The sequence below is a fragment of the Sphingomonas sp. PSPC2-2 genome (genome assembly GCF_049897725.1).
Taxonomy (GTDB): Bacteria; Pseudomonadota; Alphaproteobacteria; order Sphingomonadales; family Sphingomonadaceae; genus Sphingomonas.
In genome coordinates, this window is the sequence record NZ_JAFCWU010000002.1 from 231,457 (window position 1) to 253,644 (window position 22,188).

Consider the following 22,188-nt stretch of genomic DNA (forward strand, 5'->3'; position numbering starts at 1 on the left):
CGCGCGGGTGACCGGTATAGGCACACCGATATGAAAAAGCTGTCATGTTTGCGCCGGATCGGCCCTTTCTGCGTGTGCGGTGGCCCGTGGTATTTGCTCTTGCGCGCCTTCGCACTAAAGCCACCGCCACTGGAGGCTGCTTGACCGATCGACCCATCATACTTGTTACCGGCGTCTCCGGATTTGTCGGCTCGGCCGTCGCGCGGCGGCTGGCGGCGGACGGCGCGCACGTGCGCGGGTTGGCGCGGGCGAGCAGCGCGCGCACCAATCTCACCGATTTTCCGGGCGAACTGGTCGAGGGCGACGCGCGCGATGCCGCTGCGATGGCGCGGGCGATGGCGGGTGTGGCGCACCTCTATCACGTCGCTGCCGACTACCGGATCTGGGCCCCCGACCCCGAGGAGATTGTCCGCAACAACCTCGCCAGCACGCGCACGGTGATGGAAGCGGCGCTGGCCGCCGGGGTCGAACGAATCGTCTATACCAGCAGCGTGGCGACGCTGCGGCCCGACCACGGCAAACCGTCCGACGAAACGCGCCCGGCGACGCCCGAACAGGCCGTCGGTGCCTATAAGCGCAGCAAGGTGGTGGCAGAGCGACTGGTCGAGGCGATGGTCGCGCAGCAGGGGTTGCCTGCGGTGATCGTCAATCCCTCGACCCCGATCGGCCCGCGCGATGCGCGACCGACGCCGACCGGCCGAATTATCGTCGAGGCCGCCTCGGGCCGAATGCCCGCGTTCGTCGAGAGCGGGCTCAACCTCGTCCATGTCGATGACGTGGCCGAGGGCCATATCGCGGCGATGACGCGCGGGCGGATCGGCGAGCGTTATGTGCTGGGCGGGCAGGACGTCTCGCTGCGCCAGATGCTGGCGGACGTCGCGGCGATCGTCGGGCGCAAGGCACCGACGGTGCAAATCCCGAGAGCGCCGCTTTTTCCGCTGGCCTGGGTGAATGAACAGATCGCGCGGGTGACGGGCAAGGAGCCGTTCCTGACGCTGGACGCGCTGCGCATGGCCGCACACGACATGTATTATTCGAGTGCGAAGGCGGAGGCCGAACTCGGGTACCACGCGCGGCCCTATCGTGCGGCGCTGGAGGATGCGGTCGCATGGTTCCGGCAAGCGGGGATGCTCGCGTGATCGCGCTCGGGATTGCCACGTTATCCCTGCTGATCTGGATCGGGCTGGCGCTCGGTCGTGACGGCTTCTGGCTGACGCGGGAGCGGGATGATCGTGTTCCTCCCCTCCCGGACCTTCCTCCCCTCCCTGAAAGGGAGGGGCCGGGGGTGGGTCGGCCTAAGGCAGGCGTCGCGCTCTCCACGGGCCAACCCACCCCCAACCCCTCCCTTCCAGGGAGGGGAGTAGAAGAGAGGGCATGGCCCACCGTCGTCGCCGTCGTGCCCGCGCGTGACGAAGCCGAGGTGATCGCCGAGTCGATCGCCAGTCTCGCCGCGCAGGATTATCCCGGCGACTTCCGCATCATCCTCGTCGACGATTCGAGCAGCGACGGTACCGCAGAGATCGCCCGCACGGTCGGGTCGGAGCGGTTGCAGGTCGTCACCGGCGCGCCGCTCGCAGCGGGCTGGACGGGGAAATTGTGGGCCGTCTCGCAAGGCATCGCCGCTGCGGGCGACGCGCCCGACTATCTGCTGCTGACCGACGCCGACATCGCCCACGCGCCGGACAGCGTGCGCAGCCTGGTCACGCGCGCGGTGGCGGATGACCGCGTGCTGGTCTCGTTGATGGCGCGATTGCGCTGCGAGAGCCTGGCCGAGCGTGCGCTGATCCCGGCGTTCGTGTGGTTTTTCCAGATGCTCTACCCCTTCGCCACGGTGAACCGGCGCGGGCGCGGCCTCGGTGCCGCTGCGGGCGGGGTGATGCTGGTGCAGCGCCGCGCGCTGGCAGCGGCAGGCGGGATTGCGGCGGTGCGTTCCGCCTTGATCGACGATTGCGCGTTCGGGGCCTTGATGAAGCAGCAGGGGGCGGTGTGGCTCGGCCTGACCGATCGCGCCGTCAGCATCCGGCGTTACGACACTTGGGGCTCGGTCGCGGCGATGATCTCGCGTTCTGCCTACGCCCAGCTTCGCTATTCGCCGTGGCTGCTGGCGGGCACCACGCTCGGGCTCGCGCTGACCTATCTCGCGCCGCCGGTGCTGGCGATTTTCGCGCGGGGCGCGGCGCATTATGCAGCGCTGGCGGCCTGGGCTATCATGGCGCTGCTGTTCCAGCCGATGCTGCAATTTTACCGTCGTTCGCCACTTTGGGGACCTGCCTTGCCGTTGATCGCAACCTTTTATGCAGGCTGCACGCTGCTGTCGGCGTGGCAGCACGGGCGCGGACGCGGGGGCTTGTGGAAGGGCCGCGTTCAGGCGGATCTGTCGGCATGAGCACCGCGACCACCGCCACCGCGCTTGCCTCGGGCAAGGGGCATAAGGACGAGAATTTTCCCGTCGCCTCGGTGCTGTTGAAGCGCGAGCATCGCGCGCCAGTGATGGCCTTCTACCATTTCGCGCGCGCGGCCGACGATGTGGCCGACAATGCCGCCGCCTCCGCCGACGAGAAGCTGACACTCCTCGCCGCGATGCGCGCGACGATTCTCGGCACCGAGGATAGCGATGCGCATTCGGTCGCATTGCGCGCAACGATGGAATCGCATGGGCTGAGCCCGCAGCACGCGCTCGACCTGCTGGTGGCGTTCGAGCGCGATTGCACGGTCGATCGCTATGCCAATTGGGCGGCGTTGCTCGACTACTGCCGCTACTCGGCGATGCCGGTCGGCCGCTATGTGCTGGACGTGCATGGCGAGGACCACGCGACCTGGGCGGCGTCGGATGCGTTGTGCGCCGCGCTGCAAGTCATCAACCACACGCAGGATTGCGGCAAGGATTACCGCGCGATCGGACGGGTGTATCTTCCTGCGGACGTGATGGCAGCCCATGGCGCAACGGTGGAGGATTTGGGTGCGACGACCGCGACCCCGGCATTGCGCGCGGTGATCCGCGATCTGGCCGCGCGATCTGGGGTATTGCTCGCGCAGTCGGCAGGCTTTGCCGCCGCGATTCGCGATCGTCGGTTGGGAATAGAGGTGGCGATCATCCACCGCCTCGCCGCCAGCCTGACCGCGCGTTTGAAAGTCCGCGATCCGCTGTCCGAACGGGTCCACCACCGCGCGCCCGAGGCGCTTGGGCTCGCAACGTTGGCGGCGGCACGGCAAGTGGTTAAGGGACGCTCATGAATCCCAAGGCGACACCCGCCCAACTTCAGGCGCAAGTCTCGCGCAGTTCGTTCTATGCCGGGATGCGCGTGCTGCCGAAGGCGCAGCGCGAGGCGATGTACGCCGTCTATGCCTTTTGCCGCGCGGTCGACGACATTGCCGATGACGAGATTGGCGATCGCCCGGTGCGTGCGGCGGCGCTGGAGGCGTGGCGCGCCGATATCGAATCGCTCTATGCCGGTGGCGATGCGGGGCAAGCGGCGCTGGTGGCGGAGGCGGTGCGCCGCTTCGCGCTCGACAAGGCCGATTTCCTGGCGGTGATCGACGGCATGGCGATGGATGTCGCCGAGGATGTCCGCTTCCCGCCCATGGCCGAGCTCGATCTCTATTGCGACCGCGTCGCTTCGGCGGTGGGGCGGTTGTCGGTCAAGATCTTCGGCATGGAGGAGGAGACCGGCATCGCGCTGGCGCACCATCTAGGCTTGGCGCTGCAATTCACCAACATCCTGCGCGACGTCGATGAAGATGCCGCGATCGGACGCGTCTATCTGCCGCTGGAGCCGTTGCAGGCGGCGGGTATCCCGTTGGGCGACCCTTTTTCCGTCGTCGGCGATGTGCGCGTGGATGCCGCGGCGCGCGTGCTGGCAGCGCGCGCGCATGAGCATTTTAAGGCCGCCGAGGCGATTTTGGCTAAGCGGCCGCGTGGGCATTTGTTGGCACCCCGCTTGATGGCTGCGGTGTACGCGCCCATCCTGGTGCGGATGGAGGCGATGGGCTGGGCACCACCGCGCGAGCGGATCAAGGTCAACAAGGCCGCATTGCTGTTCACCGTGTTGCGGCTCAGCCTGTTCCGTTGAAGCGCGAGGGTTCTATCGGTCGGGTCCGGATCGTCGGGGCCGGGATGGCGGGGCTTGCTGCCGCCGTCGATCTCGCGCGCGCCGGGCACCGCGCGGAGCTGGTCGATGGCGCGGCGCAAGCCGGCGGGCGTTGCCGCAGCTATCACGATCCGCAGCTTGGGCGAACGATCGACAATGGCAACCATCTGGTGCTGTCGGGCAATCGCGCGGTGGCCGACTATCTCGCGACGATCGGCGCGAGTGATCGGCTGAGCGGGCCGCTCCACGCCGATTTCCCCTTCGTCGACCGGCGCAGCGGTGCGCGCTGGGCGGTGCGCTTCAATGATGGGCCGCTGCCCTGGTGGATCTTCCGCGATGGCCGCCGGGTGCCCGGTACGCGCGCGGGCGATTATCTGCGGCTGGCGGGGCTGTTGACTGGCGCGCCGGGGCAGACGGTGGGCGACCGGATCGATCCGCGTGGTGCGGTGTGGGACAAATTGATCGAGCCCGTGCTGCTCGCCGTGCTCAACACCGCGGTCGCCAGCGGATCGGCGCGCCTCGCCGCCGCCGTGATCCGCGAGACGCTCGGCAAAGGCGGGCGCGCGATGCGGCCGCGCATCGCCGAGCCGACGCTGGCGGCGGCGTTCGTCGATCCGGCGGTGTCGTGGCTGGAGCGGCAGGGCACCACCCTGACGCTCGGGCGGCGGCTGCGGGCCTTGCGCTTTGCCGAGGATCGCGTCGTCGCACTCGATTTCGGGAGCGGCGAAGAGGCGGTCGCAGCGGACGAGAGCATTATCCTGGCGGTGCCGCCGTGGGTTGCTGCGGCGCTGGTGCCCGACCTCACCGTGCCCGATGATTTCCGCGCGATCGTCAACGCGCACTTTGCCTACACCCCGCCGGCGGGCGTCGCGCCGATGATCGGCGTCATTGGCGGCACGGCGGAATGGATCTTCTCGTTTGAGGATCGCATCTCGGTAACGGTCAGTGCGGCGGACCATCTGGTCGATACCGACCGCGCAGACCTCGCCGCGACCTTCTGGGCGGATATCGCCGCGATTCACGGTCTTCCGCCGACGCTGCCACCATGGCAGATCGTCAAGGAAAAGCGCGCCACTTTCGCCGCGACGCCCGAACAGGACGCCAAGCGTCCGCCCGCCGCCACGCGCTGGCGCAACCTGTTTCTGGCGGGAGACTGGACGCAAACCGGGCTGCCCGCGACGATCGAAGGGGCACTGCGATCGGGCGAGACTGCTGCCCGCTTGGCGCGGGGTGCCCGACTCGGCTAAGGCGCGGGCATGAGCATCGATACGATAGACCGCAGCGCCCTCCTGGACGAAGCCGACGCTACCGCGAGCAAGGCGGCGGCGGCGCTGGGCGGGTTGCAGAATGCGGACGGGCATTGGGTGTTCGAGCTGGAGGCCGATGCCACCATTCCGGCCGAATATGTGCTGCTCCGCCACTATCTGGGCGAACCGCGCGATGCGGAGATCGAGCGCAAGATCGGCGTGTACCTGCGCCGCATACAGTCGCCGACGCATCATGGCTGGGGCCTGTTCCATGGCGGTGCCTTCGATGTGAGCGCCAGCGTAAAGGCCTATTTCGCGCTCAAGATGATCGGCGATTCGATCGATGCGCCACACATGGTGCAAGCGCGCACGGCGATCCACAAAGCGGGCGGGGCGGCGGCTGCCAACGTCTTCACGCGCATCCAGTTGGCGCTGTTCGGCGCGGGGCCGTGGAGCGCGGTGCCGACGCTGCCGGTCGAGCTGATCCTGCTGCCGCGCTGGTTCCCGGTGCATCTCTCCAAAATGTCCTATTGGGCGCGCACGGTGATCGTGCCGCTGCTGGTGCTGGCAGCCAAAAAGCCGGTGGCGCGCAATCCCTCGGGCGTGCTGGTCGACGAACTTTACACGACCAAGCGCGCCAAGCTGGTCAGCAAGGCGGCGGGGACCAAGCAGGCGTGGACGACCTTCTTCAATGGCCTCGACGTCGTGCTGAAGGGCGTCGAGCCGCTCTGGCCCAAGGGCACGCGCCAGCGCGCGATCGACGCCTGCGTCACCTTCGTGACCGAGCGGTTGAATGGCGTGGACGGGCTGGGCGCGATCTATCCGGCGATGGCCAACAGCGTGATGATGTTCGATTGCCTGGGCTATCCGGAGGATCATCCTGCGCGGGCGCTGGCGCGCGAATCGGTCGAGAAGTTGCTCGTGGTCAAGGACGACGAGGCTTATTGCCAGCCGTGCGTCTCGCCCGTCTGGGATACCGCGCTCGCCTCGCACGCGATGCTGGAAGTGGGCGGCGAGGAGGCCGAGGCGCGCGCGGCGGCGGGGCTGGCGTGGCTGAAGCCGCTGCAAGTGCTCGACGTGAAGGGCGACTGGGCCGACGAAAAGCCCGATGTCCGCCCCGGCGGTTGGGCCTTCCAATATAATAACGCGCATTACCCCGATCTCGACGATACCGCCGTGGTGGTGATGGCGATGGACCGCGCCAAGGACCGCGCGCCTGCCGTCTATGACGAATCGATCGCGCGCGGGGTCGAATGGACCGTCGGGCTGCAAAGCAAGGATGGCGGCTGGGGCGCGTTCGATGCCGACAACAGCTATCATTATCTCAACAACATCCCCTTTGCCGATCATGGCGCGTTGCTCGACCCACCCACCAGCGACGTCACCGCGCGCGTGGTGTCGATGCTGGCGCAATTGGGCGAGACCGATACGCCCCGGATGAAGGCGGCGCTGGCCTTCCTGGAGAAGGAACAGATGCCCGATGGCAGCTGGTTCGGGCGCTGGGGGGTGAATTACATTTACGGCACCTGGTCGGTACTGTGCGCTCTGAACGCCGTCGGGCTCGATGCGAAGCATCCGATGGTGCGCAAGGGCGCCGACTGGCTGATCCACATCCAGAATCTCGACGGCGGCTGGGGTGAGGATTGCGAGAGCTATGCGCTCGATTACAAGGGCTATACCCCGGCACCCTCGACCGCCTCGCAAACCGGCTGGGCGCTGCTTGCGCTGATGGCAGCAGGCAAGGTCGATCATCCCGCGGTCGAACGCGGCATCCGCCATCTGATCGCGACCCAGGCCGCCGATGGGCTGTGGGGGCAGGAGAAATATACCGGCGGCGGTTTTCCGCGCGTCTTCTACCTGCGCTATCACGGTTATCCGGCCTATTTCCCGCTCTGGGCGGTGGCGCGCTATCGCAATCTGAAGCGCTCGAACGATCCGCGTCCGGCGTTCGGAATGTGACGATCCTCGTCGCCTGCGGGCTGACGCGCGAGGCGGCGATCATCGCGCGGCCGGGCTTGGTCGTGGTGGCGGGCGGCGGCGATGCGGCGCGGCTGGAGCGGGAACTGGAAGCCGCGGCGGGCGGCGTTTCCGCGGTGCTGTCGTGCGGTGTCGCGGGCGCGCTAGATCCAGCCTTGCGGGCAGGGGATGTGGTGGTCGGCGATCTCCATATCTCCCACCGCCCCGGCGAAGGCCGGGGCCCAGTTGCAGCGTCAGAGCGTATCGAGCGCTGTCCGTCGCCACAGCCACCTTCGCGACTAGGCCCCGGCCTTCGCCGGGGTGGTGGATTGGTCGAGTGGCTGGCAGCAGCGCTCCCCAATGCTCACCCCGGCACCGTGGTCGGCGCGGACCAGATCATCGCCTCCGCAACCGAAAAAGCCGCGCTCCATGCACACACTGGCGCGATCGCGGTCGACATGGAATCGCACATCGCCGCCCGCGTCGCCGCGCGCCACAACCTCCCGTTCGCGATTCTGCGCACGATCTCGGACAGCGCCGATCACGCGCTGCCCCCCGCCGCTCTGGTCGGCATGAAACCCGATGGCGGCGTCGCGCTCGGCGCGATCCTTGCCTCGCTCGCGCGCAACCCGGCGCAACTCCCCGCGCTGATCCGCACCGGGCGGGAGGCGGGGGCAGCGTTCAGTGCGCTACGCCGCGCGCTGGGTGCGCTTGAAGCCCTCGGGATCGGCGGCCTTGATCTTCGCGAGTTCACGCTCGACGTGTAGCGAGTGGACGTCGCTCGCCTTGCGGGCGTTGGACAGGTCGATATCGGGGGCCATCGGACCTTCGGTGCGCACGCCGTTGCGGCCGATCGCGAACATCTTCAGCGGATGGCGGATCGAGTCGCTCGCCGCCGTGCCCTCGAACCCGCAATGCACCATGCAGTTCGAGCACTTTTCATATTTGCCGACGCCATATTGATCCCAGTCGGTGCCTTCCATCAGCTCGGCAAAGGTGTCGACATAGCCTTCGCCGACCAGATAGCATGGCTTCTGCCAGCCGAAGACGGTGCGCAGCGGCATCGACCACGGCGTGCATTCATAGGTCTGGTTGCCTGCGAGGAAATCGAGGAACAAGGGCGAGTTGGTGAAGGTCCACGCCTTGCCGCCATCACCTTTCCGGAACACATCACGGAAGAAGTTCTTGGTGCGCTCGCGCGTCAGGAAATGCTCCTGATCGGCGGCGCGCTCGTACGAATAGCCGGGCGAGATGGTGATCTCGACGCCACGCTTCTGCATCTCGTCGAAGAACGCAGCCAGGCGGGTCGGGTCCGCCCCGTCGAACACGGTGCAATTGACCTGGACGCGGAAGCCCTTGGCTTTGGCCATTTCGATCGCTTCGATCGCGACTTCATAGGTGCCGGCCTGGTCGACCGCATGGTCGTGCATGCCCTTGTCGCCATCGAGATGGATCGACCAGGTGAAGTATGGCGACGGCTTATAGTCGTCGATCTTCTTCTTCATCAGCAGCGCGTTGGTGCACAGGATGACGAACTTCTTCTTGGCGATATAGCCCTGGACGATCTTGGGCATGTCGCGGTGGAGCAACGGCTCGCCGCCCGCGATCGAGACGGCGGGCGCGCCGCATTCGTCGATCGCGTCCATGCACTGGTCATAGGACAGGCGCTGGTTGAGGATCGCATCGGGATAATCGATCTTGCCGCAGCCCGGGCACGCCAGATTGCAGCGCAGCAGCGGCTCGAGCATCAGCACGAGCGGATATTTACCGCCCTTGATGTGGTTTTTCAGGGTGTAGGCGCCAATGCGCGCAAGCGGGGCTAAGGGAAGGCTCATGGGGGTTCCTATGCGCTCAAAACGCGCTGTTGGGAAGTTGCAGGCGGGTCGCGCAACTCACGCGGCAGACCGAATTCGAGCGATTCCTCGACGCCTGCCAGCTGTGTCACCTCGACCGGACCAAGTTTGCGCAGCGCCGCGATCACGCTGTCGACCAGCTCGTCCGGCGCGGATGCGCCTGCAGTGAGGCCAACGCGCTCGACGCCCGCGAACCACGCCGGATCGATCGCGCTGCCATCGGCGACGAGATAGCTCGGCAAGCCCTCATCCTGCCCGAGATCGCGCAGACGGCTGGAGTTGGAGCTGTTTTCGGAGCCTACCACCAGCAGCAGATCGGCCACCTTGCACAGATCGCGCACCGCGCTCTGGCGGTTCTGCGTTGCGTAGCAGATTTCGGAAACGTCGGGCCCGATCAGGTTGGTAAAGCGCTTCGCCAGCGCGGCGATCACATTCTTGGTGTCGTCCACGCTCAGCGTCGTCTGGGTGATATAGGCGATCTCGGCATCCTCGGGGATGTCGAGCGCAGCGACATCGGCCTCGGTCGAAACGAGATGGACGGGCGCATCGACTTGCCCGCGCGTGCCGATCACTTCGGCATGGCCTTCATGCCCGATCATCACCAGCGTCCGCCCGGCCTTGGCATAACGCCGACCCTGCAAATGCACCTTGGTCACCAGCGGACACGTCGCGTCGAACACCGGCAGCTTGCGCGCCTTGGCCTCTTCCTCGACGGTACGGGCGACGCCGTGCGCGCTGAACACCGTCATCGCGCCCTCGGGCACGTCTGACAGTTCTTCAACGAACACCGCGCCTTTTGCGCGCAGCGTGTCCACGACGTGGCGGTTATGGACGATTTCGTGGCGGACGTAGACCGGCGCGCCGTAGCGGTCGATCGCGCGCTCGACGATCTCGATCGCGCGTACGACGCCTGCGCAGAAACCGCGCGGGTTGGCCAAAATTACTTGCAAAAACTGTCCTTCCGTCCGCTCAAATGCCGAAAACCGGGCGCGGGGCCGGAGGGCACGCACACGGATCCGTCATGTATGCCTCCCGGCCGCTTATTCTAGCCGCGTCGCAGCATAAAGAAAGCAGGAAAACCTATATCTTCGGGTGGGTGGTTTCCCGGCCGGGCACCCGATAGCGCCTAAAGCGTTCATCGGCGCTACAGCGGTTTGTGCTAGGGCCGTTGCGGTGATAACGGCCAGACCAACTACCTGGGTCATCGCCAAATGTCCCAATAGGAGCTTTCGATGATTTTCTCCCTGCGATACGTCGTGCCGATGGTGGCATTGTGCAGCGCGGTTCCGCTTGCCGCGCAAGCCACCGATCCGGCGCGGGCCCCCGTCCAGACCCTGAACGATGGATTGCTGACGATCATGAAGGGCGGCAGCGCGCTCGGCACGCAAGGCCGAATCGCGCGGATCGGCCCGGTCGTCGACCAGACCTTCGACATCGGCCTGATCACGCGGCTGTCGGTGGGGCCCGATTGGGTAAAGGTGGCCCCGGGCGACCAGGCCACGCTGGTTTCGGCGATGCGCCGCATGACGGTTGCCCAATATGCCTCGAACTTCAGCACCTATGGCGGTGAGAGTTTCAGCATCGACCCCCGCGTCGAGACGCGGGGCACAGACAAGCTGGTACGGACGACGCTTTCCGCGCCGAAGGGGGACGCGGTCCCGATCGGCTATCGCTTGCGACAGAGCGGCGGCAAGTGGAAGATCGTGGATGTCTATTACAAGAATGCGATCAGCCAGTTGGCGACGCGGCGCGCCGATTTCGCGAGTGTTTTCGCCAAAGGCGGTGCCAAGGCCCTGATCGCGCATCTCGACGACTTGGCCGCCAAAGGCGGGCGCTAAGCCGGGTGACGATTCGATCGACGACCAGCGCGCTGGCGGTGGCGATCGCGCTGCTGGCCGCGCCCGTCACGGCTGCACCGCAGTCGGCACCCGCGCCGGTGGCGGCGGTGGGGCAGGCGACGCCGCCCGTCGTGGCGCTTGCCCCCGTCACCGCCGGGCAGGCGTCCGTGCGTCATCATCACCATGCCAAGGGCGATTCGCTCGAAGGCTTCAATCGTGTGATGTTCTCGATCCATCAGTTTCTGGACCGGATCTTCCTGCGTCCGGTCTCGATGGCGTATAAAAAGATTGTGCCCAAGGTGGTGCGCACCGGCATCCGCCATGTCTTTTCCAACGTCGGCGAGCCGCTCGTTTTCGCCAACGACCTGCTGCAGTTGAAGCCCAAACGCGCGATCAGGACGCTGGCCCGTTTCGGGGTCAATTCCACCATCGGGATTGGCGGGTTGCTGGACGTCGCCAAGACGTCCGATTTCAACCTGCCGCATCATGACAACAGCTTCGGCAACACGCTGGGTCGATATGGGGTGGGGCCGGGGCCCTATATCTTCCTGCCGCTGGTCGGCCCCAATACGCTGCGCGACTTCGGGGCCGGGGTCGGCGAGGGATCCGTGCTGCCCCTCACCGTCGGCACGCCGTTCGATCGTGCCGAATATCAGGCGGCCCAAGCCGGGCTCACCGGGATAGATTTGCGCGCAGAATCCGATGCGGAGTTGAAGGCGCTGTTGGGCGCGGCGGTGGACCCCTATGCGACCTTGCGGTCGGCCTTTTTGCAGGACCGCGCGGCGACCATCGCGGAACTGCGCCACGGCACCAAGCAAACGAGCAGCCCGCTCGACGATCCCTTGAACGATCCCGGCGCGACGGAGGCGGTGCCCGCTGCATCCGCATCCGCTGGGCCGGCCAAGCCTGCTACCGACGACCTCCCAGCCGACCCGGCTCCGCCCGCCGACGAAAAGTCGGCGGCACCCAGCGCTCCCGCACAGCCAAGCCCCGCGCCCTAACCCTTTTTCGGGCGCGGCGGCCCGAGCAGGGCCGGTTCGAAGATTAACGCGCACACCAGGGTCCAGGCGAGCGAGATCATCAGGATCTTGCCCATGCTTGCCGTGCCCGGATGGTGCGACAGCCACAGGCTGCCGAACGCGCTGCCCGTTGCCAGCGCGCTGAACAGCACTGCGCGGGCGAGGCTGGATTGCAGCAAATCGGTCGCGCCACCGCGCCACGCCATCACGAAATAGATGTGGAAGGCGACGCCGACCCCGAACAGCAAGGGGAAGGCGATGATGTTGGCGAAGTTGATCGGCTGCCCGATCAGCACGCAACTGCCGAGCGTCAGGAAGCCCGAGAGGACGACGGGGGCGAGCGTAAACGCCACCTCCTTAACGTCGCGCAGCACCAGGAAGAGCAGACCGCTGACCAGGGCGAGCGCGAGCACACCCGCCTCGACGAATGCCCAGGCGACTGTTCCCGCCGCTTCCTGCGTTGCCACGGGCAATCCGCTGGCATCGGGCGCGACGGCGCGCACCGCCTTGGTGAAGCGGCGCAACACCGCGTTGTTGTTGCTGTCGCCCTTCGGGAAGACCTGCACCAATGCGCGGCCATCCTTGGCGATCCAGTTTCCGGCAATCTCCGGCGGCAGCGTGGCGCGCGTCACCGCTTCGGCCTGCAACGTCGCGCGAATCTGGCCCAGCATCGAGTCGAGCGGGGTGACCAGCAACGCCGTCGCGCGGGCGCGGTCTTGCGGCGTGCCGCTTGCGAGGCGCGAGAAGGCGGTGGCAAGGCGGCGCGCGCTATCGGCGGCGGGGCCAGGGTGGCTGGTCGCGGTCGCGCGCAATTCGGCGGCGGTACGCGCCAGCGCGGCGGCGGAGTCGGCATCGCTGGGCGGCGGGGTCACGTCGAACGGATTGATCGTCGCATCGAGCAGCAGCGAGGCATCCTGCACCAAAGCGAGCTTCACCTCCTGGTCGGCGGGAACGAAGCTGTCGACCGATACCGCTTCTGCCACTTCGGGAAGGGCCCCCAGCTTCTCCGTCAACGCCTTGGCGGCATCAGCATTGGGCGCGAGCAGGTTGATCGTATTAGGCGTGCGCAACGGGTCGCGCATCAGATCGCTCAGCGCGCGCATCGCCGGGCCGTCCTTGGCGCGCAAGTGCAGCGGGTTGAAGTCGAACTGGACGAAGGGGAGCAAGGCGATGCTGCCCGCCATCGACAGGCCGAACGCCCACAGCACCGTCTTGCGGTGGCTATGCAGCCAGCGATCGACCGGGGCGGCCTCGGCAAAGCCGACCTCGCGGCGTGGCACCCCCGGCTTGAGCAGCATCAGCATCGCCGGCAGCAGCGTGACGCTGGCGACCAGCGCGACGACCATCCCGAGCCCGGCAATGATGCCGAGTTCGGCAATGCCGATATAATCGGTTGGCAGGAACGCGCCGAAGCCGAGGAACACCGCCCCCGCCGCCAGCGCCAGCGGTGCGCTGAGTGCCACCGCCGCGCGTTGCAGCGCGGAACCCGTATCGGCTCCGTCGAGGCGTTCGGCATTGAAGCGCACCGCGATCTGGATGCCGAAATCGACGCCAAGCCCGACGAACAGCGGAATGAAGGCGACGGAGATGAGGTTGAGTGCCCCGACCGCGAGCAGGCCAAGCGCGGTCGTCACCACCAGCCCGGCGACGATCGTTACCACGATTCCTGCGACGATCTTCACCGACCGGGTGGCGAACCACAAAGTCACCAGCATCGCGGCGGCCATCACCAGCCCGACAAAGCCGATATTCTCCTCGAGCGTGGCGAATTCCTCGTCGGCCAGCGGCACTTCGCCGGTGGTGCGCACGGTCACCCCATGCGCCTGGTCGAGACCGAGCTTCGCCGCCTGCGCCTGGATCGCGGCAACGGCGTCCTCGCCGGGCTGGAGCGCGCCATAATCGAGCTTGGGCTGCGCGAGGATCAGCCGGCGCAGCGGCGGCGCGGCCCCCGCGCCGGGCTCGGCAAAGAGCTGCTGCCACGAGAAATAAGCGGGTTTGCCTACCGCCGAAGTTTCCAGCGCAGCCGCCATCGTCCGCATCGGGCGGTCGATCCGCGATAGCGGCACATCGCCGTTGGTGACGCCGGTCAGCATCGTCGAGAACGCGCCGGCAATGCCGCGCAACGACGGATCGCCAGCGAGCGGACCGAGCAAGGGCTGCGCGTCGATCAAGGCCTTGGTGGACGCTTTTACCGACGCGGTCGAGCCGAACAGCAGCCCCTCGCGATCGAAGAACGCGCCGCCATCGGGGCGCTGCACCGTGCGGAAATGGCGGGTGTCTTCGGCGAGCGCGGCGGACAATTTCGCGGTGGCGGCTTCGGCCAGTTCGGGCGTTTTGCCATCGACGATTACCAGCAGCACGTCGGACAGTTGCGGAAAGGCGGTCTCGACCGCTTTCTCATTCTGCCGCCACGCGATCTTGGGGGAGATCAGCGCCGCGGTGTCGGTCGTCATCGCGAAATGGCTGGCGGCATAGAGCGCCGCGCCTGCGACCAGCGCGAGGCACACCGCAAGCACCGCGAACGGCCGCTTAACGCCAAGCGCGACGAGTTGCTGGATGCGGTGCGCAATCACTGCTTGGGCGCGTCCGGGCCTGTGAAATAGCGCAATTTCAGGCGGATCGTCTGTTCCTGCCCGTCATAGTCGAACACCGCTTCCTCCCATTTCGGTGGGGCCAGGCGGATCTTGGCATCGTTGGAAAAGCCGACGCCTTCCTTGGGAATGCCGAACAGCGCGCGGTCGATCTTGCCATTGCCATTCTGGTCGTAAAACACCTGCGCGGCATAGCGGCCGGGCTTCAGGCCGGTCAGCGTCACCGTCGTCTGCCCGATCCGAGCGGGGGCATCGGCCGAGGTCGGGCAATCCTTCAGAAACTGCGCCTGGGTGCACAGATCAACATGCACGCGCCCGGTGCGGGCGCGGACATTGTCGACCGCGACATGCAGCACGCCGCTGGGCGCGCTGGCACCGAGCGCGAGCATGGCGAGCGGAAACAGCGCAAGCCGCGACCAAAGCTGATGCAGGGCGGAGAGGAAGCGATTCATGGCGGGGCCCTTAGACCAGATCAGGGCCGGATTGGAACCACCGGCCAACGCCGCTTGCTAAGCCGATTCACGGTGAACGCGCGCTGAAGCGCCTTAGCCGAAGATATCGGTCAGCGCTTCCGCCGCCGGGCCGTCTTTCCAGTTGCGCAGTTCGACATAGAGCGAGGTCTGGATCGTCGAGATGATCGTGATCACCAGCGTGGACGATACTGCGCTGACGGCAATAAGCCCGATCGACAGGCCCTGGCCCTGCGCGGCATTGGCCAAGTTCTGGAAGCCGATCAGCGCGAGGAAGAGCACGCCGACCACCGCCGAAATGATCCAGTAGATCACCAGCACGACCAGCTCGAGCGCGAAGATGTTCCAGCGCGCACCCTTGGTCAGTGCCGCGCTGCGTCCGAATGCGCCGAAAATGCCCGAATTTTCTTCGACCAAGGCGGGGGTGGCGACCGACAGTATCACGTAAAGGATGACGCCCGGCACAATCAGCAAGGCCAACCCGAAGATCACGATCAGCCCGAGCAAGATCGCCAACCCAAAGAGCGGCAGGATTTTGCGCAATCCGGCAAGCGCGGATTCGGCGAAGCTGACGGGCTGCCCGTCGCTATAGGCGACCGTCGCCCGGACCAGCGCGCCTTGCGCCAGAAAGTTGAAAGCCAGTGTCAACAGCGCCACGCCCGCCGTCAGCAGGAGCGTGGTGGAGTCGAACGGCAGCGTCTGTGTCGCCCGTGGGCTTTGCAGGAGAGCCTTGAGGATAACGCTCGGCAACGCTCCGAACAGGAACGAAATGCCGAACATTGTCAGCGGATTGGCACCGATTGTTGCGAAAGCGCGGTTGAAAACCCGGCCAATCGACATGCGACGGTCCGATGCTGCTGCGATAGTCGCCATGTCTGCGTATCCCCCGACCCTAGACCGTTGTCAGGGTGGCGGATGCGATCCGCTTCGTCCAGCGCAATTTGCCGATTGCGCGAAGGAAGAGTTGGTTTAGTTTGAGCGGGGTAGCGACCCATGCTGCCGGGGGAATGACAGTGAGCGGGGGTACATCGCAGCAGGTGGCGACCGCTACCGACCGTTTCGCTGCGGCCCATGCGGCGCTCAAAGCCGATTCGACGATTCAGTTCACGCTGCTCCCCGCGCCGCCGCCGCCCGCGCCGCCCTTGTGGCTGATTCAGTTTGGCAAATGGCTGCAGCAGGTGCTTGCCCCGATTGGACGTTTTTTCGCGTGGCTGGACGGGCTCTTTCCCAACTGGCCTTATGCCAAGATCTTCTTATGGGCGGTGTTGGCAGTGGCCGTCGCGGCGGTGTTGTGGGCGGCCTATCAGCGCATCCGCTACGGCGAATGGCGCTTGCCGCGCTTTCGCCGCGCCCGTCCGTCGGCGATCATGCCCGAAGGTGAAGCCGGGTGGGAGCCGGAGGCGGCACCGGTGCGTGAATGGCTGCGCGAGGCCGATGCGCTGGCGGCGGCGGGGCGCTATGCCGAGGCGGTGCACCATTTGCTGTTCCGCTCGATCGACGACATCGCCCGGCGTCGCCCGCAATTGGTGCGCCCGGCGCTGACCAGTCGCGAACTCAGCGCGTCCGACGCGATTCCGCCATCGGCGCGCGGCCTGTTTGCGGGGATTGCGCGCCTGGTCGAGCGTAGTCTGTTCGGCGGCCGTCCCGTCGCCGCCGACGACTGGCAGAGCGCGCGCGCGGCTTATGCGGACTTCGCGCTGCCACGGACGTGGCGCGGATGAGCGATATCGCGATCGGCACTGCTGGGTCGAGCTCGGGCGGGTTCTCCGTGCGCACGGTTGGCATCGTCGTGGCGGCGGGGATCGCCTTGTTCCTCGGGATGCTCGTGCTCGGGGCCTATGCGCCCGATTTGCGCTCGGGCCGCAATGGCGGGGCGCACGCGCTGTCGAATGCGGCGACCGGCTTTAGCGGGATTGTGCAACTGGCACAGGCGACCGGGCGCGATGCGCAGATCGTCCGGGATGTGCGCGCGCTCGATACCGAGGATCTGGTGGTGCTGACGCCCGAGACCGGACGCACCGATATGAACAAGGTGATCGAACAGCGCGCGCTCAAGCCAACGCTGGTGATCCTGCCCAAATGGCGCACCGTCGCGGATCCCGAGCATTCGGGGTGGGTCCGCTATCGCGGACTGCAGCCGACGTTCGAGCCCGAGGGTGTGCTCGCCCCCAAGAATGACCTGAAGATCGCGCGCCATCCGAGCGGTGGGCGGCCCCTGATCGGGCTGTCCTGGATGCCCGCCGACGTGCACTTTGCCGCGCCACGCCCGTTACAAACGATGGCGGGGGCCGATCTCAAGCCGTTGATTACCGACGATCAGGGCGGGATCGTGCTCGGCCAGATTGGCGAGCATCCGTTCTATGTGCTGGCCGACCCCGATTTGCTGTCGAACATTGCGATGCGGGACCCGAAACAGGCGCGGTCGGCGTTGGCGTTGCTCGATTTTCTCAATGCGACGGGCGCAAAATCGGTGCTGTTCGACGTGACGCTGAACGGCTTTGGCCGGTCGCGGACGCCGCTCAAGCTGGCGTTCGAGCCGCCCTTCCTTGCGATGACGTTGGCGGTCGCGGCGGCGGTGCTGCTCGCCGGCATCCAGGCGACCGCGCGGTTCGGCGCGCCACGGCGGCGCGAGCGCGCGATTGCGTTCGGCAAGACCGCGCTGATCGACAATGCCGCCGCTTTGGTCCGCAAGGCGCGGCGGCAAGGTGCGTTGGGCGCGCGCTATGTCGATCTGGTGCGCGAGCGCGCGGTGGGTGTGTTCGGGGTGCCCGCGCGGCTGCGCGATGGCGCGCTCGATGCGCATCTCGATGGCCTTACCGATCGCGCGCGTTTTTCGGATCTGGCCGAGCAGGCGCGTGCCGCGCGCGACCCGCGCGATATGCTTCAGGCGGCGCAGGCGCTGCATCGATGGTTATGGGAGAAGACACGGTGACGGGTGCAATCACGACAGTCGAGGACGTCGCGGCGCTGGCCCAGGCCATTCGCGGCGAGATCGGCAAGGCGGTGGTCGGGCAGGAACAGACCGTCGAGGTCCTGCTGGTCGGGCTGTTTGCGGGCGGGCATGTCCTGCTCGAAGGACCGCCGGGCACCGCCAAGACGCTACTCGCGCGCAGTTTTGCGCGCGTCATCGGGCTCGATTTCGGGCGCATCCAGTTCACGCCCGATCTGATGCCGGGCGACATTATCGGTGCCAATCTGTTCAACTTCCAGACCAGCACCTTCACGCTGACGCGCGGGCCGATCTTCACCGATCTGCTGCTGGCCGATGAAATCAACCGCACCCCGCCCAAGACGCAAGCGGCGTTGCTGGAGGCAATGCAGGAGCGCACGGTGACGATCGACGGCGAGAGCCTGTCGCTTGGCGAACGCTTCATGGTGGTGGCGACCCAGAACCCGATCGAACAGCAGGGCGTCTATCCACTGCCGGAGGCGCAGCTCGACCGCTTCCTGTTCAAACAGACCGTGGACTATCCGAGCGCGGCGGAGGAGCGCCGCATCATCGCCACGCATGGCGCGCACGGCCATGCGATGGAGCCTGCCGAATGGGGCGTTGCGGCCGTCGCCAATGCCGCCGCCATTGCCGATGCGATCACGGTGGTCGGGCAGGTGCGGCTGGTCGACGAGGTGATCGACTATATCGCCGCGCTGATCCGCGGCACGCGCGGTGTCGCCGATCTGCAAAGCGGCGCGAGCCCGCGTGCGGGCGCGATGCTGGCGGGCGCGGCGCGCGCCCGCGCGGCGATTGACGGGCGCGATTTCGTGATCCCCGACGATGTGAAGGCGCTGGCCCCGGCGCTGTTGCGTCACCGCCTGATCCTGTCGCCCGCCGCCGAGATCGACGGGCGCGCGATCGAGGATGTCGTCACCAGCATCATCGAAACGATCGAAGCGCCACGGTGATCTATCCGACGCGCACGGCGGTGCTGGCGGCGGCGGCGGGCGCACCGGTCGCCTTGCTGCTGGCGGTAGCGATGCCCGGGCGCTGGTTCGTCGGGCTCGCCTGGCCGATCGCCATATTGGTGACGACCGCCGTCGATGCGCTGGCCGGGCGGCGCGCGGGCACCGCCAAGATCAGCGTGCCGTCGAGCGCCTCGGTCGGCGCGACCGTGGAGGCGGTGGTCAGCGTCGCTCTCGATGGCGCGCGCGTGCCCGGCAGTGCCGAAGTTGCGCTTGCGCCGGGGCCGCTGGTGACGCTTGAAAATGACGGGCGGATGTGGATCGCGCTTCGGAACGGTCGCGGCGTGGCGGTCCTGCCGCTGGCAACGGTGCGGCGCGGGACGGCGCGGTTCGAGCAGTTGTGGTTGCGCTGGCGCGGGCCGCTCGGGCTGGCGTGGCAGCAGCGGGTGATTGCGACGGCCACGACCTTGCCGATCCTGCCCGACATCCGCCCGCTGCACGATCGCGGCGCGCAGATTTTCCAGCGGCACGCGCTGCAGGGCCTGATCGCGCAGATCGAGCGCGGCGACGGGGCCGATTTCGAGGCGCTGGTCGAGTTTCGCGCCGGCATGGACCGCCGCGCGATCGACTGGAAGCAGTCGGCGCGCCAGACCAAGCTCCACGCCAAGGAATTTCGTACCGAGCGCAACAACCAGATCGTGTTCGCGGTCGATGCCGGGCGGCAAATGTGCGAGCCGGTCGCCGGGCTGCCGCGCATCGATCGTGCGGTCTCGGCGATGTTGCTGACCGCGTGGGTTGCGCTGAAGCTGGGCGACCGCGTCGCGCTGCACGCCTTCGATTCGCGGCCCCGCATCGCCAGCGGGGTGGTGTCGGGGATGCCCGCCTTTGCCAATTTGCAACGGCTGGCGGCGGCGATCGAGTATAGCGGCGAGGAAACCAATTACACCTTCGCGCTGACCACGCTCGCGGCACGGCTGACGCGGCGTTCGATGATCGTGCTGTTCACCGAATTCACCGATCTGACCTCTGCCGATTTCATGGTGCGCGCGGCGGCGCGGATCGTCGGCACGCATCTGCTGCTGGTCGTGGTGCTGCGCGACGAGGAGCTGGAGCGCATCGCCGATGCGGCTCCGGTCACTGCCGACGATGTGACGCGCGCGGTGACGGCGGCGGCGTTGTTGCGCGACCGCAAGCTGGTGCTCACCCGCTTGCAGCATCTGGGGGTGCATGTGATCGAGGCCGAGCATGATCGCGTCGGCGAGCGGCTCGTCGCGGGTTATGTCGATTTGAAGCGGAGGAACCTGTTGTGACGGACATCGCCCCCGCCGCTGTTTCTGCGTTCGCGCCGCCGCAACCGGTGCTGGTGAATGCCAGCCGCTTCCGCGCCGCCCATGCGGCCGATTGGGAACGGCTGGAGTCTCTCATCTCGCGGATCGAGCGTCGCTCGGTGCGCGCGCTTCAGGATGAGGATTTGCTCGCGCTGCCCTTGCTGTATCGCTCGGCGCTGTCGTCGTTGGCGGTGGCGCGCGAAACTTCGCTCGACCGCGCGCTGATCGTCTATCTCGAACAGCTCTGCACCCGTGCGTATTTCCAGCTTTACGGCGTGCCGAGTTCGGCGCTGAGCCAGTTGGCGCGCTTCTTCCGCAATGCCTGGCCCGCCGCGATCCGTTCGATCTGGCGTGAGACTTTGGTCGCCTTTCTGTTGACGGTGGCGGCGGCAGTGGTCGGCTATGTGCTGGTGCGCGGCGATCCGAGCTGGTTCTTCGGCATCGTCGGCGATGGCATGGCGCAGGGGCGCGATCCATCGGCCTCGGTCGAAAGCCTGCGCCAGACGTTGTACAATACCAAGGATCAGGATGCGCTGGCCACCTTTGCCGCCTTCCTGTTCACCCACAATGCGCAGATTGCGATTTTCGCTTTTGCGCTGGGCTTTGCCTTTGGCGTGCCGACGGTGTTGCTGATCGTCTATAACGGCCTGACTTTGGGTGCGTTTCTCGCGGTGTTCGCGCCCAAGGGGCTGGGCTTCGGCTTCATTGGCTGGATCATGATCCACGGCACCACCGAAATGTTTGCGATCATCCTGTCGGGGGCGGCGGGGTTCCGCATCGGCACCGCGATCGCCTTTCCCGGACGCCAGGCGCGGATGGATGCGGCGGTGGCGGCGGGCAAAAGCGGGGCGACGGTGATGGCGGGCACGGTGGTGATGCTGGCGGTGGCCGGGGTGCTGGAAGGGATCGGGCGGCAGACGGTTACCGCCGATCTGTCGCGCTATGCGATCGGGCTGGCGATGCTGGCTGGCTGGCTACTGTATTTCTATCTGCCGAGGGGTCGCCATGGCGTTGTTCAGGCGTAACCGGACGCGCCGCCCGAAGGGCCCGCAATCGCTGCGGCGCAGCTTCGTCACGCCCGAAGGCGTCGATCTGCAAATCGAGCTGGGCGGGGCGGGAGTCCGCGCCGCCGCCTTCATGGTCGACGCGGTGGCGATGTTGATTCTGCTCATCTTGGCGACGATCGCCATCGTCTTGCTGTTCGTGGCGAGCAAGCAAAGCGCCCTGGCGATCCTGTGGTTGCTGGGCTTCTTCGCGTTGCGCAATGGCTGGTTCGCGCTGTTTGAGATGGGCGGGCGCGGGGCGACGCCAGGCAAGCGCTTGATGGGCCTGCGCGTCGTCGCGCGCGATGGCGCGCGGCTGACCGGGGGGGCGGTGATCGCGCGCAACGCAATGCGCGAGATCGAAGTGTTCCTGCCGCTCAGTTTCCTGATGTCGCAAGCGGTGCAGGGGTTGGCGGACAGTTTCGTGACGATCTTTGCGCTGGGGTGGAGCGGCATTTTCCTGTTCTTCCCGCTGTTCAACCGCGACCGGCTGCGGATCGGCGACCTCCTCGCCGGGACATGGGTGGTGCGCACCGTGCGCGGCGAGCTTGGCGCGGATCTGGTCGTCGCGAGCGAACGTGCGCGGCGCGTGTTTCCCGAAGCCGCGCTCGATCTGTACGGCGTCTACGAGTTGCAGACGCTGGAGGAGGTCCTGCGCAGCGGGCGCGAGGATGCCATCGCCACCGTCGCCGCCACGATCCGGCGCAAGGCGGGGCTACCGGACGATCATGACGATCGCGGCTTTCTCGACGATTATTATGCGGCCTTGTGCGGTCGACTTGAACGCGGACTGCTGGTCGGGCGGCGGCGTGCGGATAAATTCGCCTGAGCCGCAGCGATACCGCCCGATTTTCACGC

20 protein-coding genes are annotated in these 22,188 nt (G+C 66.8%); 15 read left to right on the top strand and 5 right to left on the bottom strand.

The genetic code is table 11. The annotated features are described in order from the left end of the window. The first annotated feature begins 140 nt into the window (after window positions 1-140). From hpnA to ACP7BY_RS05380, 7 genes are read left to right on the top strand one after another with little or no spacing between them, the layout of a single operon-like run. Entirely contained in the window at window positions 141-1,139 is a 999-nt protein-coding gene (gene hpnA / locus ACP7BY_RS05350; RefSeq protein WP_137902654.1) for a hopanoid-associated sugar epimerase, read from the top strand. Further along, window positions 1,109-2,386, top strand: coding sequence for a glycosyltransferase (locus ACP7BY_RS05355; protein ID WP_137902653.1), 1,278 nt, complete (start codon window positions 1,109-1,111; stop codon window positions 2,384-2,386). Before hpnA ends, ACP7BY_RS05355 begins: the two co-directional genes overlap by 31 nt. Continuing rightward, entirely contained in the window at window positions 2,383-3,234 is an 852-nt protein-coding gene (hpnC, locus tag ACP7BY_RS05360; protein WP_033966981.1) for a squalene synthase HpnC, read from the top strand. The genes ACP7BY_RS05355 and hpnC overlap by 4 nt, the downstream gene beginning before the upstream one ends. After that, entirely contained in the window at window positions 3,231-4,070 is an 840-nt protein-coding gene (gene hpnD, locus ACP7BY_RS05365; RefSeq protein ID WP_033966982.1) for a presqualene diphosphate synthase HpnD, read from the top strand. The genes hpnC and hpnD overlap by 4 nt, the downstream gene beginning before the upstream one ends. 44 nt (window positions 4,071-4,114) lie before the next feature. After that, complete coding sequence (gene hpnE, locus ACP7BY_RS05370) at window positions 4,115-5,335, top strand: hydroxysqualene dehydroxylase HpnE (protein ID WP_249340826.1); 1,221 nt, start codon at window positions 4,115-4,117, stop codon at window positions 5,333-5,335. A 9-nt stretch (window positions 5,336-5,344) separates the two neighbouring features. After that, window positions 5,345-7,294, top strand: coding sequence for a squalene--hopene cyclase (gene shc / locus ACP7BY_RS05375; protein ID WP_137902652.1), 1,950 nt, complete (start codon window positions 5,345-5,347; stop codon window positions 7,292-7,294). Beyond that, a complete protein-coding gene (locus tag ACP7BY_RS05380; protein WP_137902651.1) occupies window positions 7,291-8,058 on the top strand; it encodes a phosphorylase in 768 nt (255 codons plus the stop codon). The genes shc and ACP7BY_RS05380 overlap by 4 nt, the downstream gene beginning before the upstream one ends. Here the strand turns inward: ACP7BY_RS05380 and hpnH are convergent. Continuing rightward, window positions 7,981-9,126 (bottom strand): adenosyl-hopene transferase HpnH, encoded by a 1,146-nt coding sequence (gene hpnH / locus ACP7BY_RS05385; protein ID WP_033965809.1) that lies wholly within the window; start codon window positions 9,124-9,126, stop codon window positions 7,981-7,983. The two genes, ACP7BY_RS05380 and hpnH, sit on opposite strands and share 78 nt — an antisense overlap. An 8-nt stretch (window positions 9,127-9,134) precedes the next feature. After that, window positions 9,135-10,094 (bottom strand): 4-hydroxy-3-methylbut-2-enyl diphosphate reductase, encoded by a 960-nt coding sequence (gene ispH, locus ACP7BY_RS05390; RefSeq protein ID WP_033965810.1) that lies wholly within the window; start codon window positions 10,092-10,094, stop codon window positions 9,135-9,137. Window positions 10,095-10,376: 282 nt separating this feature from the next. On the opposite strand from ispH, the gene ACP7BY_RS05395 reads away from it, so the two are divergent. Further along, window positions 10,377-10,982: an ABC transporter substrate-binding protein gene (locus ACP7BY_RS05395; RefSeq protein WP_033965811.1), complete on the top strand. Its 606-nt coding sequence runs from the start codon at window positions 10,377-10,379 to the stop codon at window positions 10,980-10,982. A 5-nt stretch (window positions 10,983-10,987) separates the two neighbouring features. Further along, window positions 10,988-11,983, top strand: coding sequence for an MlaA family lipoprotein (locus tag ACP7BY_RS05400; protein ID WP_137902650.1), 996 nt, complete (start codon window positions 10,988-10,990; stop codon window positions 11,981-11,983). Here ACP7BY_RS05400 and ACP7BY_RS05405 read toward each other — a convergent pair. The 3 genes from ACP7BY_RS05405 to ACP7BY_RS05415 form a co-directional block, all read right to left on the bottom strand. Continuing rightward, a complete protein-coding gene (locus ACP7BY_RS05405; RefSeq protein WP_137902649.1) occupies window positions 11,980-14,574 on the bottom strand; it encodes an MMPL family transporter in 2,595 nt (864 codons plus the stop codon). The two genes, ACP7BY_RS05400 and ACP7BY_RS05405, sit on opposite strands and share 4 nt — an antisense overlap. Beyond that, window positions 14,571-15,044 carry a DUF2141 domain-containing protein gene (locus ACP7BY_RS05410; protein ID WP_033967074.1) on the bottom strand — a complete coding sequence of 158 codons (474 nt, stop codon included), beginning with the start codon at window positions 15,042-15,044 and terminating at the stop codon, window positions 14,571-14,573. The genes ACP7BY_RS05405 and ACP7BY_RS05410 overlap by 4 nt, the downstream gene beginning before the upstream one ends. A 93-nt stretch (window positions 15,045-15,137) precedes the next feature. Further along, window positions 15,138-15,935, bottom strand: a complete 798-nt coding sequence (locus ACP7BY_RS05415; protein ID WP_126848737.1) for a hypothetical protein — start codon at window positions 15,933-15,935, stop codon at window positions 15,138-15,140. Between the two features lie 134 nt (window positions 15,936-16,069). Between ACP7BY_RS05415 and ACP7BY_RS05420 the strand changes: the two genes are divergently transcribed. The 6 genes from ACP7BY_RS05420 to ACP7BY_RS05445 are packed head-to-tail and all read left to right on the top strand — an operon-like array spanning window position 16,070 to window position 22,159. Continuing rightward, entirely contained in the window at window positions 16,070-16,783 is a 714-nt protein-coding gene (locus ACP7BY_RS05420; protein ID WP_171010497.1) for a DUF4129 domain-containing protein, read from the top strand. After that, window positions 16,780-17,994: a hypothetical protein gene (locus ACP7BY_RS05425; RefSeq protein WP_033967070.1), complete on the top strand. Its 1,215-nt coding sequence runs from the start codon at window positions 16,780-16,782 to the stop codon at window positions 17,992-17,994. The genes ACP7BY_RS05420 and ACP7BY_RS05425 overlap by 4 nt, the downstream gene beginning before the upstream one ends. Further along, window positions 17,976-18,962 carry an AAA family ATPase gene (locus ACP7BY_RS05430; RefSeq protein WP_137902670.1) on the top strand — a complete coding sequence of 329 codons (987 nt, stop codon included), beginning with the start codon at window positions 17,976-17,978 and terminating at the stop codon, window positions 18,960-18,962. Before ACP7BY_RS05425 ends, ACP7BY_RS05430 begins: the two co-directional genes overlap by 19 nt. Continuing rightward, window positions 18,959-20,269, top strand: coding sequence for a DUF58 domain-containing protein (locus tag ACP7BY_RS05435; RefSeq protein ID WP_137902648.1), 1,311 nt, complete (start codon window positions 18,959-18,961; stop codon window positions 20,267-20,269). Before ACP7BY_RS05430 ends, ACP7BY_RS05435 begins: the two co-directional genes overlap by 4 nt. Next, window positions 20,266-21,312 carry a stage II sporulation protein M gene (locus ACP7BY_RS05440; RefSeq protein ID WP_137902647.1) on the top strand — a complete coding sequence of 349 codons (1,047 nt, stop codon included), beginning with the start codon at window positions 20,266-20,268 and terminating at the stop codon, window positions 21,310-21,312. The genes ACP7BY_RS05435 and ACP7BY_RS05440 overlap by 4 nt, the downstream gene beginning before the upstream one ends. Further along, window positions 21,293-22,159 carry an RDD family protein gene (locus tag ACP7BY_RS05445; RefSeq protein ID WP_137902646.1) on the top strand — a complete coding sequence of 289 codons (867 nt, stop codon included), beginning with the start codon at window positions 21,293-21,295 and terminating at the stop codon, window positions 22,157-22,159. The genes ACP7BY_RS05440 and ACP7BY_RS05445 overlap by 20 nt, the downstream gene beginning before the upstream one ends. The last annotated feature ends 29 nt before the right edge of the window (window positions 22,160-22,188 follow it).